Origin of the sequence: Tissierella sp. MB52-C2, assembly GCF_030931715.1 — a bacterium.
Taxonomy (GTDB): domain Bacteria; phylum Bacillota; class Clostridia; order Tissierellales; family Tissierellaceae; genus Tissierella.
In genome coordinates this window covers 1,875,288-1,889,428 of the sequence record NZ_CP133261.1, presented here as the reverse complement: position 1 = coordinate 1,889,428, position 14,141 = coordinate 1,875,288, and the positions used below count along the sequence as shown (strand labels likewise).

At 27.0% G+C, this 14,141-nt stretch carries 16 protein-coding genes; 12 read left to right on the top strand and 4 right to left on the bottom strand.

The window, feature by feature from the left end; all coding sequences use genetic code 11:
• The 3 genes from RBU61_RS09520 to RBU61_RS09510 form a co-directional block, all read right to left on the bottom strand.
• Positions 1–258, bottom strand: coding sequence for a GIY-YIG nuclease family protein (locus RBU61_RS09520; protein ID WP_308879592.1), 258 nt, complete (start codon positions 256–258; stop codon positions 1–3).
• Positions 259–264: 6 nt separating this feature from the next.
• The gene (locus tag RBU61_RS09515) at positions 265–885 is read right to left on the bottom strand and encodes a RecX family transcriptional regulator (protein WP_308879590.1); all 621 of its coding nucleotides are present in this window, start codon (positions 883–885) and stop codon (positions 265–267) included.
• A gap of 78 nt (positions 886–963) precedes the next feature.
• Positions 964–1,362 carry a PspC domain-containing protein gene (locus RBU61_RS09510; RefSeq protein WP_308879588.1) on the bottom strand — a complete coding sequence of 133 codons (399 nt, stop codon included), beginning with the start codon at positions 1,360–1,362 and terminating at the stop codon, positions 964–966.
• A 140-nt stretch (positions 1,363–1,502) separates the two neighbouring features.
• Here RBU61_RS09510 and RBU61_RS09505 point away from each other — a divergent pair, with 140 nt between their 5' ends.
• From RBU61_RS09505 to RBU61_RS09450, 12 genes are all read left to right on the top strand, one after another.
• Positions 1,503–1,931, top strand: coding sequence for an FHA domain-containing protein (locus tag RBU61_RS09505; protein ID WP_308879586.1), 429 nt, complete (start codon positions 1,503–1,505; stop codon positions 1,929–1,931).
• A 9-nt stretch (positions 1,932–1,940) separates the two neighbouring features.
• Positions 1,941–3,188 carry an FtsW/RodA/SpoVE family cell cycle protein gene (locus tag RBU61_RS09500; RefSeq protein WP_308879585.1) on the top strand — a complete coding sequence of 416 codons (1,248 nt, stop codon included), beginning with the start codon at positions 1,941–1,943 and terminating at the stop codon, positions 3,186–3,188.
• On the top strand, positions 3,172–4,578 hold the full coding sequence (locus tag RBU61_RS09495) for a penicillin-binding transpeptidase domain-containing protein (RefSeq protein ID WP_308879583.1): 1,407 nt from the start codon (positions 3,172–3,174) through the stop codon (positions 4,576–4,578). Before RBU61_RS09500 ends, RBU61_RS09495 begins: the two co-directional genes overlap by 17 nt.
• A 14-nt stretch (positions 4,579–4,592) precedes the next feature.
• Positions 4,593–6,395, top strand: a complete 1,803-nt coding sequence (pepF, locus tag RBU61_RS09490) for an oligoendopeptidase F (protein ID WP_308879581.1) — start codon at positions 4,593–4,595, stop codon at positions 6,393–6,395.
• A 587-nt stretch (positions 6,396–6,982) separates the two neighbouring features.
• On the top strand, positions 6,983–7,126 hold the full coding sequence (locus RBU61_RS09485; RefSeq protein WP_308879579.1) for a hypothetical protein: 144 nt from the start codon (positions 6,983–6,985) through the stop codon (positions 7,124–7,126).
• A 116-nt stretch (positions 7,127–7,242) separates the two neighbouring features.
• Complete coding sequence (locus RBU61_RS09480) at positions 7,243–8,607, top strand: radical SAM/SPASM domain-containing protein (RefSeq protein WP_308879577.1); 1,365 nt, start codon at positions 7,243–7,245, stop codon at positions 8,605–8,607.
• Positions 8,607–9,815, top strand: coding sequence for a hypothetical protein (locus RBU61_RS09475; RefSeq protein ID WP_308879574.1), 1,209 nt, complete (start codon positions 8,607–8,609; stop codon positions 9,813–9,815). Before RBU61_RS09480 ends, RBU61_RS09475 begins: the two co-directional genes overlap by 1 nt.
• A gap of 23 nt (positions 9,816–9,838) precedes the next feature.
• Entirely contained in the window at positions 9,839–10,738 is a 900-nt protein-coding gene (locus tag RBU61_RS09470) for an ABC transporter ATP-binding protein (protein ID WP_308879572.1), read from the top strand.
• A complete protein-coding gene (locus tag RBU61_RS09465; RefSeq protein WP_308879569.1) occupies positions 10,731–11,438 on the top strand; it encodes an ABC transporter permease in 708 nt (235 codons plus the stop codon). Before RBU61_RS09470 ends, RBU61_RS09465 begins: the two co-directional genes overlap by 8 nt.
• Positions 11,435–12,247, top strand: coding sequence for a hypothetical protein (locus RBU61_RS09460; protein ID WP_308879566.1), 813 nt, complete (start codon positions 11,435–11,437; stop codon positions 12,245–12,247). Before RBU61_RS09465 ends, RBU61_RS09460 begins: the two co-directional genes overlap by 4 nt.
• Positions 12,248–12,359: 112 nt before the next feature.
• Positions 12,360–12,554, top strand: coding sequence for a hypothetical protein (locus RBU61_RS09455; protein WP_308879564.1), 195 nt, complete (start codon positions 12,360–12,362; stop codon positions 12,552–12,554).
• A gap of 62 nt (positions 12,555–12,616) precedes the next feature.
• The gene (locus tag RBU61_RS09450; RefSeq protein WP_308879563.1) at positions 12,617–13,219 is read left to right on the top strand and encodes a hypothetical protein; all 603 of its coding nucleotides are present in this window, start codon (positions 12,617–12,619) and stop codon (positions 13,217–13,219) included.
• Between the two features lie 107 nt (positions 13,220–13,326).
• Here RBU61_RS09450 and RBU61_RS09445 read toward each other — a convergent pair whose 3' ends face one another.
• Positions 13,327–14,139 (bottom strand): NAD(+)/NADH kinase, encoded by an 813-nt coding sequence (locus tag RBU61_RS09445; protein ID WP_308879560.1) that lies wholly within the window; start codon positions 14,137–14,139, stop codon positions 13,327–13,329.
• Between the last annotated feature and the right edge of the window lie 2 nt (positions 14,140–14,141).

Here is a 14,141-nt window from a genome sequence, read left to right as displayed (position 1 = left end):
CTATTTACAATTACGGATATTTTCTTCTATAAGGGCTAATTTCTTCACTCTAGAAAGTTGTTTTATAGCATATTCCCTTTTTTGAGCCTCAATTTTATTGTCGAATTCTTCAAAATATACAAGTTTAACAGGAGTTCTGCCACGAGTATATTTAGCAGCTTTTCCTAAATTGTGTTTATGGATTCTTTTATCTAAATTTGTAGTCCAACCAGTATAAAGAGTATCATCTTTACATTGTAAGATATAAACATAGCACAAAATATTTCACCTATCCCTAAGGGCTTCATTCATTACTTTAGAAATAATATCATAGGAATATCCCTTTCGCTGTAAAAATCCACTAAGTTTCCTATAAATGGAATTTTTGTCATCATTCTTATAAGAATTTAGCTTTTTAATGGCCAACTCCAAAGCCATTTCATATTGATCATCTCTGTCTAATACTAGGACACTATCTATAATGTCTTTAGAGACTCCCTTTAGTATTAGTTCATATTTTATCCTTTCTGGACCAAGTTTATTAAGATTTACTTTATCTTTTACGAAAGCTTCTGCAAAGGCCTTATCATTTATATAATTGTTTTCCTTACAATAATCAATTGCTTTACTTATATAAATATCTTCAAAGTTTTTGCGCTTTAAGGCCATATATATTTCCTTTTCTGATCTTTGTCTATAGGATAATAAATTAAGTGCATGACTGGTTACTTTGTTTTGCTCCTCGACTTTAAGAATGTCTTTAATAAATTCATCAGTAACTTCCATTCCAACCCTTAAGTTATATTTAAATCTAAGCTCATCTTCTATACCTATGGAAAAAACATTATCTACATAGATATTGACCCTATTTTTATTTCTTTGTGGTTCAATATTGGTAATCTTCATAATAACCTCTCTCATTAAAGCTAAATATTTTACTATAGTATATCATAGTATACCATAAAATATAAATTGAAAGAAATTTTACCTATCTCTTTGATTAATTAATATATATATACCTAATAATATTAATAATACAGGCCAATACTTCCAAAAATTTATAATTCTAAAGGTAAACCAAGGAAATAATATTTTTACTAATAAAACAACACCCCATATTATTAAACCTAGGCCTATAAATAAAGGAGTATTTTGACGGATTTTTTCGTTATTATTAGTAGCATTACCATAAATAGCGCCATCATCTTCAGGTATAATAACGCTACATATTAGATAGACTATAAATGCTATGCCAAAAGATGGCAATCCCAGTAACACCCAAGCAATACGAACTATAGTAGGATCAATGTGAAAATATTCTCCTATACCGCCACACACACCAGAAAGCATTTGATTTTGTTTAGAACGACTTAATTTATTCAACTTTACACCCCCGTTCATTTATTTAAATTTATTTTATCAAATTTCACTAATTATTTAAACACTATAAATTGAAAATCATTCACATTAGTATAAGTTTGTGATAACATAATTAGATATAGAAAGTTTTGGAGGAATGGATTATGTATAATATATTAGCAATATTATTTAAATATATATTTATTATAATTATTTATTTATTTATTTTTAGTATCATAAGACTTATATATTTAGATATAAAAGGTATAGAGGGAATATCTTCCGATAATAGGGTCTATTTAAAGTTAATTAATAGAAAAGAGTCTTTACCATATAAAATAAAGGAATATTATTCTATTGATGAAACTATAACTTTAGGTAGAAATGGTCAAAATAATATTATAGTAAAGGATCCTTTTATATCTAAAAAACATTTTCAAATAATAGAAGATGAGGGAGATTATTATCTTGAAGATTTAAATAGTGCAAATGGTACATATTTAAATGGAGATAAAATATTTGATGCAGTGCAATTAGAAGATGGAGACATTGTTAGGGCAGGACAAATAGAATTTTTGTTTGTAAATAGATAGGAGAATACTATGTTTAAAAAAGGAATTAGAGCAAAGTCCCCCAGAAATTTATTATTCATTTTTGAAATTTTAGCATTATTTTTATTGTTTGCCTATGAGGGGGAAAAAATAGATAGGCTGACTTTAAGTACAGGTATTGGTCTAGTAATTATAATATATTTATCAAACTATATATTGAGTAAAATTTCATATGGAGATAATTATATATTCCTAATCGTTACTATGCTCATATCCATAGGAGTAGTAATGATATATAGAATTGATTCAAGTTTGGGTATAAAACAGTTGATATGGATATCCATGGGGATATTTTTATTTTTCCTAACATATTTTGTTTTAAAGTATATTAGAGGCTGGAAAAATTGGATATACATTTATATAATTGCTTCATATATTTTATTTTTCATTACTTTTGTATTTGGAAGCAGAAAGGGTGGGGCAATAAACTGGGTTAGTTTTGGTGGAATTGCATTTCAGCCTGCTGAGATTACTAAGCTTTTAGCAATATTCATATTGGCTTCTTATTATTCTGATACTTCTAGATGGAAAGGTATAAAATATAGTGATTATTATTTAATGGGAATTATATATTCTTTCATTTTACTATTATTTTTACAAAGAGATTTAGGTACATCCTTGGTGTTCTATGGCATATTTATTATGATTCAGTTTATTTATGAAGAAGATAGAAGGCTTGTCTTGTACAATATAGGATTATTTGCCATAGGCGGTATATTAGGATATACATTGTTTGATCATGTTAAGATTAGATTTCAATCGTGGCTAAATCCATGGAAATATATAGAGAGACAAGGTTACCAAATAACACAATCTTTATTTGCCATTGCTGAAGGCGGATTTTTTGGCAGGGGCTTAGGCTTAGGCTATCCAGACTTTATTCCAGTAGTATATACAGATTTTATTTTTTCTGCTATATGTGAGGAAATGGGAGTATTTACTGGTATAGGTATAATAATGTTATTTATGATTCTTGTATATAGAGGATTTAAAATAGCTATATCACAAGAAAATTTATTTTATAAAATACTTGCTTTAGGTATTAGCATTTTATTCGGAATACAATCATTTATTATTCTAGGGGGAGTTTTAAAGATGATACCATTAACAGGGCTTACTTTGCCTTTCATTAGTTATGGAGGAAGTTCCATGTTATCTAGCTTTATTGCCCTTGGAGTACTCCAAATATGTTCTGAAGAAATAAAAGTAAAGGAGGAACTTGATGAACAAAGAGACTAAAAGAATAATAGTTGTCTTAGTTGGATTTTGTCTAATGTTTATTAGTTTAATAGTATATATAAGTTATTTTCAAGTTTTTAGAGCAGAGGCAGTGAGAAATAATAGTTATAATAAAAGATTATGGATCAATGAAGAATCAATACTTAGAGGATCTATTTTAGATAGGAATGAAAAGGTACTAGCATATAGTGAAAAGAAAGATGACACAAATAAAAGATACTATCCCTACGGAAGATTATATAGTCATATAATAGGTTATAGTTACCGTGAATATGGGAAAGTAGGTTTAGAACTTCAATATAATAATGCTTTATTAAATATAAATGAAAATGCAGCTATTAATGAAATAAAAAATTTAGTAATACCTACTACTGAAGGAAATAATCTTAAATTAACTATAGATCATGAATTGCAAAATAAAGCCAGAGGATTATTAAAGGGAAAAAAAGGGTCTATTGTAGCTATGAATCCTACTACAGGGGAAATATACGCTATGGTAAGTCTTCCAGATTTTGATGTATCAAACTTAAAGGCAGACTGGAAGGAAATATCTGAAAACCCAAATAGCCCCTTAGTAAATAGAGCTACTCAAGGATTATATGCTCCAGGGTCTATCTTTAAGGTTTTAACTACTGTGGCAGCCCTAGATACTCCAGGCTTAGATAAACAGTATGATTGTGTTGGAAGTACAAAAATTAATGGATATGTATTTAAGGACTATCAACAAAAAGGCCATGGACATATTGATTTAAAACAGGCATTGGTTAAATCATGTAATACTTATTTTACAGAGAAATCGATCCAGATAGGAAAAGAAAGAATGGGGAATGTAGCAGATAAATTTTTAATAAATAGTGATATTTCCTTTGATTTGCCTACTAAAAGTTCACAATTCCCTTATAAGGGTAATTTAGATAAAACAGAAATTGCTGCTTCAGCCATAGGTCAGGGTAAGGTATTAGTTACTCCATTGAACATGGCATTGATCACTTCTGGTATTGCCAATGGAGGAGAAATCGTAAAGCCAATACTAGTAAAAGAAATTATATCTAAAAGTGGAAAAGTGATAAAAACCTATAATACTGAAGCTTTATCTCAAGCTACAGATCCTATTACAGCAAATGAAGTTAAGGATATGATGGTGGGAGTAGTAAAATCAGGTACAGGAACAAATGCTAGAATAAAGAATATAGAAGTAGCAGGAAAAACAGGAACTGCTGAAAATGCCAGTGGTAAATCCCATGCCTGGTTTATAGGATTTGCTCCGGCAAATGAGCCAAAAGTAGCTGTTGCAGTTATATTGGAAGAAGAAGGATCAACAGGGGGGAAAACTGCGGCACCTATAGCGAGAGATATTATGATCCATACAATAAATAATATTAGAGATTAAAGGGAGGAATTTATATGGAAAGTAAAAGAGAAGCGCTAGAGAGAAAAGATTTACCACAAGAATCTAAATGGGATTTAGAATCTATGTACAAGGATGTTAATGAATGGGAAGAAGACTATAATAGGGCTAAGGAAATGGGAAAGAATTTTGATTCCCATAAAGGAAATGTAGTATCCAGTAGTGAGAATCTATATAATACATTAAAGGATAAAGATGAGTTATATAGATTAGCAAGTAACATATATTCATATACTCATATGAAGTTAGATGAAGATACTAGAGATGGAAAGTCTCAAGCCTTGTCAGATAAGGGTTTAAGCCTTTATATAGAAGTAGATGAAAAGACATCTTTTCTAGTACCCGAGATATTGACTTTAGACTCAGATACTTTAGAAAAATATTATGATGAAAAGCCTGAATTAAAATTATATAAGCAATATATAGATAATATTTTAAGACAAAAAGCTCATGTATTATCTGCTAGGGAAGAGTCTATAATGGCACAGGTAGGAGAAGTAGGCTCTGCACCAGAGAAGATATATTCAATGCTAAATAATGCAGATTTAAAGTTTCCTACTATAAAGGATGAAGATGGCAAAGATGTAGAGATTACTCATGGAAACTTTATTCCACTTATGGAATCTAAAAATAGAGATGTGAGAAAAAATGCATTTAAAGCTTTATATAATACCTATGAAGGGTTCAAAAACACCTTTGCAGCTTCATTAAGTGGAGATTTGAAGAACAATATATTCAATGCAAATATTAGAAGCTACAAATCAAGTAGAGAAGCCTCTTTAGATGCAAATAATATTCCTTTATCTGTATATGATAATTTAATTAATTCTGTTCATAACAACTTAGATAGTATGTATAAGTATATGGAAATAAGAAAAAGAGCTTTAGGAGTAGAAGAACTTCATATGTATGATCTATATACTCCAATAGTAAAAGATATTGATTTTAAAATTCCATATAAAGAAGGGGTAGAGTTAGTTAAAAAGGCTTTAGTACCCCTTGGAGAAGAATATATGGATGTAGTAGAAGAAGGATTTAGTTCAGGCTGGATAGATGTATATGAAAACAGAGGTAAAAGATCAGGCGCATATTCAAGTGGATCCTATGATTCTAAACCATTTATACTGCTAAACTACCATGATACATTAGATAATGTATTTACTACAGCCCATGAAATGGGTCACTCAATCCATAGCTATTTTACAAGAAAAAATCAGCCTTTTGTCTATGGAAATTATTCTATATTTGTAGCCGAAGTCGCATCTACAGCAAATGAGTCTTTACTTATGGATTATATGCTAAAGAATGTAAAAGATAAAAATGAAAGGTTATATCTACTAAATCATTATTTAGAAAGCTTTAGAACTACTGTATTTAGACAAACCATGTTTGCAGAGTTTGAAAAAATAATAAATGAACACTTAGAGAAGGGTGAAGCATTAACAGCAGATTATTTATGTGAAGAATATAAGGAATTAAATGAACTATATTATGGACCAAATGTAGTAGTAGACGATGAAATAGCAATGGAGTGGGCAAGAATACCTCATTTCTACTACAACTACTATGTATTCCAATATGCTACAGGATATTCAGCAGCAGTTGCACTATCTCAAAAGGTACTTGAAGAAGGGAAGGAAGCAGTAGATAAATATCTAAACTTCCTAAAGAGTGGAAGTTCAGACTACCCACTAAATGTATTAAAACTAGCAGGAGTGGATATGACTACAGAGGAACCAGTAAATAATGCAATGAAGTTATTTAAAGAGTTAGTAGATGAAATGGATCAATTAATATAGAGATACTAAAAAAGATACCAGATACTGGTATCTTTTTTATATGGAAGAAAGTAAGTTCTTGAATTGTTAATTGCCATATTGGGAAATATCCTTTTATTTTATTTCTTAACAAAATTTTTTATTGAATGTTTCAAATTAAATAAAAATAAGCTAGAGTAAAAAATGCTAGATACTATATAAATAACTAGCATTTGAGTTTTGATTCTTATAAGTGTTAATTTTGGAAAGTTTATATTTGATGAAAAACTAACTGCTGCCATAATTTATAGACATATTCAGCATTTCCATATGTTAATCTATCCTATGATAAATTTATTGATGAAGTGACATTGTCTGTACTGGTATTGGTAATACATAGTAAAAAAAATAGATAAAGTCGTAAAATGGTGAACGAAAGTTATTGCAAATATAATAATCGTGACTTAAAATCATATACAAGCAGTCCTTCCTCGGTTATTAGTATATAGAAAACCTTATTTTGTGTTCATAGGTATATACTATATCAAAAAAGAATATCAAATATTATTGGATATTGGTTTTTATAAAATTCCTAATTCTTACAAAAAGTAATTTAAGGGGGTAATATTATGAAAAAAGATTTTGAATTAGAATCAAGAGAAATTATCTTGGACGAGGTAGATATATTAGAAGAAACTTCCACTCCAGATTGGGGAGTATTTTGTTCAGGTAGCGACTGCTGGGGAGTATTTTGTAGCGGCCGCTGGGCATAAGTTAATTTTTAGCTTTTGAAATTTTAGTAGTTTTTAAAATCTAGAACCTAGTATTATTTATTAGTAATGTAAGAATTAGGAATTTATAATATATATTTAAATCAAGGAGTGATAAGATGGATATAAAGATTATAAATTCAGAAAAAGATAATATCAATATATTTTTCTTTCCAAATAATCTAAGATTTTTTCAAGTCAATAATTATACAAAACAAATAATAGAATCCTATCTATATGGTGATACTCTTGAACAAATTGAAAATAAATTTAATATAGATAATAAAACTCTATCTGAATTGATAGCAAAAATAGAAAATTTTTCAAAAGAAGAATTAGAACCCATGAAAGATATATCTTTCTTTGACAACAAATTAGAGAAATTAGTCATAAGCTTAACTGATTCCTGTAATTTAAGTTGTAGTTATTGTTATGAATCAATGCAAGAAAACTTTATAACTAAAGATAGCTTAAATAAAAAAGATATTGATAGGATATTTCATGTAATAACAGAAAAATATGATGAAATAGCTATAATTCAAATATTTGGTGGAGAGCCCTTATTAAGATATGAGTTGGTAGAATATATTGGATCCACTGTGAATGATCTTTATAACAATAATAGATTGAAAATTATGCCTTCTATAGGAATAGTTACTAATGCCACAATAATTAATGATAAAATTATAGACATATTTAAAAAATATAATATTAAATTTACCATAAGTTTTGATGGAAATCCAAAATCACACGATGAGTGTAGAAAGTTTAAAAATGGAGATTGTTCTTCAGAATTTATACTAAATAATATGGATTTACTTCGTTCAAATAATCTTTTTCCTTCTGGGATAGAAACTACATATACCAATCATCATAAAGATCAGGATCATAAAATTATTAATATGATAGATTTTATGGAAAAAGAATTTAAAATAAATCGTTTTCATATTACACCGGTAATATTAGAAGAAAATCATCCTTATTATTTAAAGGATGTATCAGATTTTATAGATTCTATTGATGATATGTTTTCAAGGAAAGAAAACAAAATCTTTACATCTATAGTAGGAAGGTTTATTGATACATTAATAAAAAAACAACAGATTGATTATTTATGTGGAGCTGGAATAACTGATTTGTCTATTTCTCCAGATGGAAGGATATATCCTTGTTTTATGTTATTTGGGGCAGAAGATTATGTAATGGGAAATATTTATGATGATAATATTTATGAAAATAATATATTTAAAAACGTAAAAAATCAATTTATTGAAAAGATTAAGGATTCAATTAAAGACTGCAAAAATTGTTATATAAAGAATTTATGTCATGGATGTTTAGGTGTAAATTATATAAAAAATAATGATGCATTTGAACCAGATAGCTATTCATGTGAAATGTATAGAGCTATGATTGATAGAATCCTAATAAACATGTCAAAATTAACAAATAAAAACAAGAATAGTTCTAAGGGTGATGCTTAATGTTTGATCTGAATTTTAAACCTATTGCTTTAAATGATATTGATATTTGGACACTATTTGAAAAAACAGATGGTAATTTATATTGTATAGGTAGCAAAACAAAAGATCGATTTATTATGGCACAAGAATATAATAAGGATTTAATTTATCAATTTGCAAAAGAATTAGATGGTAGTCATAGTGTTGAAGAATTAATAAATAATAGTGAAAAAAAATATGAATCTAAATTTGATGTAAAGCAATTGTTAGAGATACTTGGGAAAGCAGGATTAATTCAAAATGCAAATGTTGACGTCATTGAAAAGCAGGAATTAGACAAATATTCTTTTAAAATTTATTCTGCTGACTTATCAAATCATTATAATTTTTATGATAAAGCTGAAAAGGTCATTTTCCCATATGGAATGATATTCTTTAATATGCTTATACTACTTGGAATAATATTAGCTATTTTAAATTTAAATATTTTTTATGACAACAGTACTTATCATGTTTTTAACTCTTATGAAATAGGGTTATTAGTTATTATGATTAATTCTACAGTTAGTTTAATTTTTCATGAATTTGGACACATAATAACTGGATACCATAAAGGTTTAAAACCAAAGAGTATCATAATTTCTTTATATATGTGGATTACACCTATAGTTTATGTAAAAACACCAGGAATCTATACCTTGAAACCAAGAGATAGAATAGAAATATTTTCAGCAGGGATTTTTGCTAATTTAGTTTTATTTTCTCTATTTATGGCTATATTTACTTTTACTAAAAATAGCATTTTTGTATTGTTTGCCTTACCTAATTTATATAGGATAGTAACTAACTTATCTCCATTCATGCCTTTAGATGGATATCTTATTTTATCAACAATTTTTAAAATGCCTAATTTAAGGAAAAATTCTTTTAAGAAATTTAAAAAGGTAATTAAAGAACCAAAATTATTAAAAGACAACAAAAATATTTTTATTCTTATATATTTTATATTAAGCTTAGCTTTGATACTTTTTATAATTACATCACAACTAAATTGGATAGTAAGAGAGATTGTAGACTCTATTGATAATAGTGTTAGTATACTTGATTTTTTATGGAAAATGAAATTATTTGTATTATTTATTGGTGTAATTATTATAAAATCAATATATAATGTTTATATAAAAATTCAAGATCACAATTCAAACAAGAAAGAATTACAATCAAATTAATATTAAAGTTTGGGAGGGATGTCATGAATTCTTTATTAGAAATAAAACATCTATACAAAAGCTATCATAAAGATCAAGTATTGAAAGATATTAATATAAAGATTAATAAAGGTGATATATATGGACTTATTGGACCAAATGGTTCTGGTAAAAGTACTACAATAAAGACAGTATTAGGCCTTGTGAAAAAAGATTCTGGAGAAGTTTATTTTGATGGAAAATTAATGAATAGAAATAGTTCTATGAATGGATTAATAGGTGCAACAATAGAAGAACCATCATTCTATGAATATTTATCAGGATATCAAAATCTAAAACTACATGGAAATTTACATAATTTACCTGATAAAAGAATTGATGAAGTCCTAGAATTAGTAGATCTTAAAAATGTTAAGAATAAAAAAGTGAGTAAATATTCTATGGGAATGAAACAAAGGTTAGCAGTAGCTAGAGCATTTATTAATAAACCAGAATTGGTGATTTTAGATGAGCCTACTAATGGATTAGATCCTCAAGGTGTTTTGGATATGAGAGAATTTATAAAAGAACAGGCAGGAAAAGGAGTAACCTTCATATATTGTTCTCACATTTTAAGCGAAGTACAAAATCTATGTAATAGAATTGGTTTAATAAAAGAAGGCGTAATTATTGCTGAAGATCGTACTTCTAAGCTACTCTCTCAAGAAAAAAATGTATATGTTATAGAATGTAAAGATAAAAAGGGTTTAGTGAAATATTTAAAGTTAAATAAATTTAATGCCAATTTAATTGACAATAAAGTAGAAGTAAAGTTAGAAAACAGTTCATTTTCTCAACTTAATCAAATGCTTTCTAATAGTAATTTTAAAATAGATGATATTTCTAAAAAGACATTTTCTTTAGAAAGCTTTTTCATTCGTGAAGTTGGTGGGTTAAATGATTAAAAATGAATTTATAAAATTTTTTCGACCAAATGTTATTTTACTATATATTACTATTATCATATTGCTAATTGGGATGTTTGGATTAATGTTTAAGCCAGATGCTAATAAATATTCCAATAGTAAAGATATAGAATATTTTAATAATACTATAAGTAGTGAATTTATTTATTACTTTTTACCTTTTTTTATGATTTTTTTAACATCTAATGTTTTTTCTAAAGATATGTATACTGGGCAGCTAAAGTTTTTTCTTATAGGAGAAAATAAAAGGACTAAAATATTATTGACAAAGAGTTTTGTTTTAATAATTGTATTATCACTGTTTATCTTTGCAATTAATTTGATTTCTAGCATAACTGTTGGAATTGTCATAGGAGAATTTAGCCAGGTTTTAAATATACATAAAATAGGAGTAATTAAGGATATTATAAATATTATATTTTCAATATTACCATTACTTATGGTATTTATATTTATATCTATTATTACTCCAAATTCCATTATAACATCTATTTCTGTGTTTTTTTTGTTTCTAGTATTCGACCATATCATTCCATTAACAAATAAGTATATACCTACTGGTATAATAAGAACATACTTGTACAATGGAGAACTCTTGGTATTTAATATAATAATATTTACTTTATTGTTATCTATTATAAATTTTTTAATATTTTATAGAAAGGATATGATGGAATGACACTAGAAGTTGCAAAAAATGAATTAATAAAAACTTTTCATCACAAACAATTTTATATATTATTAGTATTTATTATTATTATGGCCTTATTTTCTACTTATATTTATTCTGATATTCAAAATAAAATTATAAATGGAGATGTTGGAGCTAATAGATATACAGAGAAAGTAAAGGAAAGCTATATAAATATGAACGGCAGTATATTTATGGAAAAATTTCTAACAGATTTTATTTTCAAACCTATGATTCCATATTTCTTAATATTTATGGTTTTATTCTCTATTAGAACATTTTCTGAAGATAATACTAGTGGAAATCTAAAATTTTTTATTTTAGGTGCTAATAATAGAATAGATATATTCTACGGGAAGATATTATATCTTTTTGCTATTGTAACCATAGTAGTTTTAATAAATATATTATTGAGTTTTGTTTTAGGAGCACTATTTTTTGGAGTTAAAGGTATGACAATTAAGGGATTATTATCTATATCTTCTATTTATTTATTAGCTATTATACCAGTATTGGCATTTTCATCATTAATAGGAGTTTTTTCATTAATGCCAGGATCTAGTAATGTATTTATAGTTATAGGAGTTATGTTAAGTGTATTAGTAAGCGTTATAGATAGATTTACTATAAGCAAATATTTTTCTCCAATAGGTATCCTTACTAAGTTAGTTGATGTAGATATAATAGATATTAGAATTTTTGACTTGGTAAAATCTAATTTTGTAGCATTTATATATTTTGGAATTGCCATGGTAATTGGTATTTTATTATTTAGAAAAAAAGATTGGATATATTAAAAGGAAGTTATTTAAAAAATTAGTAGATGAAGAGGAACGTCTCTAACAGGACAACAATCATGGGAAAGACAAGCTAGAAATTTTCTATCATTATTGGACGATAGTATATATCTTGGAGGTATTATATGAATTAAGTGCAAATGGCTTTAAGGCTGCAGCGGTAACTGCTATTACATCTGTAGATTCAATTTTAAATGATTATATAGGTAAAGTACAGACCTTTGTAAATCTTGGGTACTCTACGGTAGAGTTTACTGCATATACTATATTATTATTAGACTTAAAAGGAATTCATAGAAACTTTTAAAAAAACATTTTCTAGCAAATATTCATTACTAAGTATATTAATAACAACTAGGAGATTTCAATATGAATTTTATTAATTTTATAACAATTTTTATTCCGCTAAACTCTATAGCTATGTATTTTTTAATGAAGGTGAGAAATATACATTTTTTCTTACCAATAATCTGCATATTTTATATTAAGATATTTAATCTAGAAAATAAGGCCTATTATAATATTCCTGAAGATTATAAAAAGATTAGGGAGAAATATATTCCGAAAAAATTTAGTGTTTCTTCTGATAAAACTTTTCTTATGCACTATCTAGATGCTTCGAGGAGAAGGGCAATTCACAAGAAGAAATATAGAATAAAAATATTTGCTATAGTTGGCATATCCATGGTTATTATAACTAAATTATATGGTGAGAAGGTTTTCAGTAGTATTGTGGAATTACTAACTTATATGATTACTATTATGGTCATATTATGGGTTTCAATAGCATTATATTATGACATCAGATCATATAAAAAGTATATAGAAATATATGGAGAAGCAGAAAAAGAAATTGATAAGTTTCTGATATTGAAAAGCACTTTACATTTATTAACACAGCTCTTTGCTATTATTTTTATGCGTATCAGTATAATAAGGATATCTAGACCACGGAAAAAATACCGAATCTAAAAATCAACGAAAAAACCCCTTAATTTAAGTATTCACATAATATGATTTCTTAAATCAAGGGGTTTTCCGATAACTTCTATCCCATTGTATACAATGGGATAGTTTTCCTATAAAAACTTACTTCTTAAATTACTCCAATACATATCTTTATCAAAGTTTAATTTCTTAATAGTCTTATGAGAAAGTTTTAAATTTATACTGGTAATATTATTATATTTAAACTCAACTCCATCATTTATAATTAAAATAGAATTTTCATATCTAAATTCAGGTTTAATAGATATAGTTATATCTCCTGGAACTACTGCACTATTAGGTAATGATCTATATACCTTAGAGCTAATAGGAGATAAGGGAGTCAGCTGTAAAGTCTTTAGGGATGGATATATTATACTGCCTCCACTGGAGAAGTTATAAGCGGTACTACCTACTGGAGTAGAAATAATTACACCATCTCCACTAAATTTTTCTAAATGATTTCCATCTAAAAAGATTTCTAGATGAACAACTTTAGATTTAATCCCCTTAACAACAATTTCATTGACACCAGTAAGAAAGAAACTCTTACTTTTAGTGCATATTTCTGCACTTACCAATGCAATCTCCTCTACTAAATAGTCTTTATCTATGTATCTATTTATAAATTCATCTATATTTTCAGGTAAGATTTCTTGAAAAAACCCTAAGTGACCAGTATTTATACCTACAAAGGGAATACTAGGAAACTTATTACGATGTATTGCTCTTAAAAAGGAGCCATCCCCACCTACACATATATTTAATTCTGCATCATCACTATATTTTTCCGATATCTGAAAGCCTTTATTTATAAGTTTATCTGATAAGATTTGAGATGTCTTCTTGGATTCATAATTATAGTTTGAAATAATATTAATTATTCTTTTTTCGTTTGAACTCACAC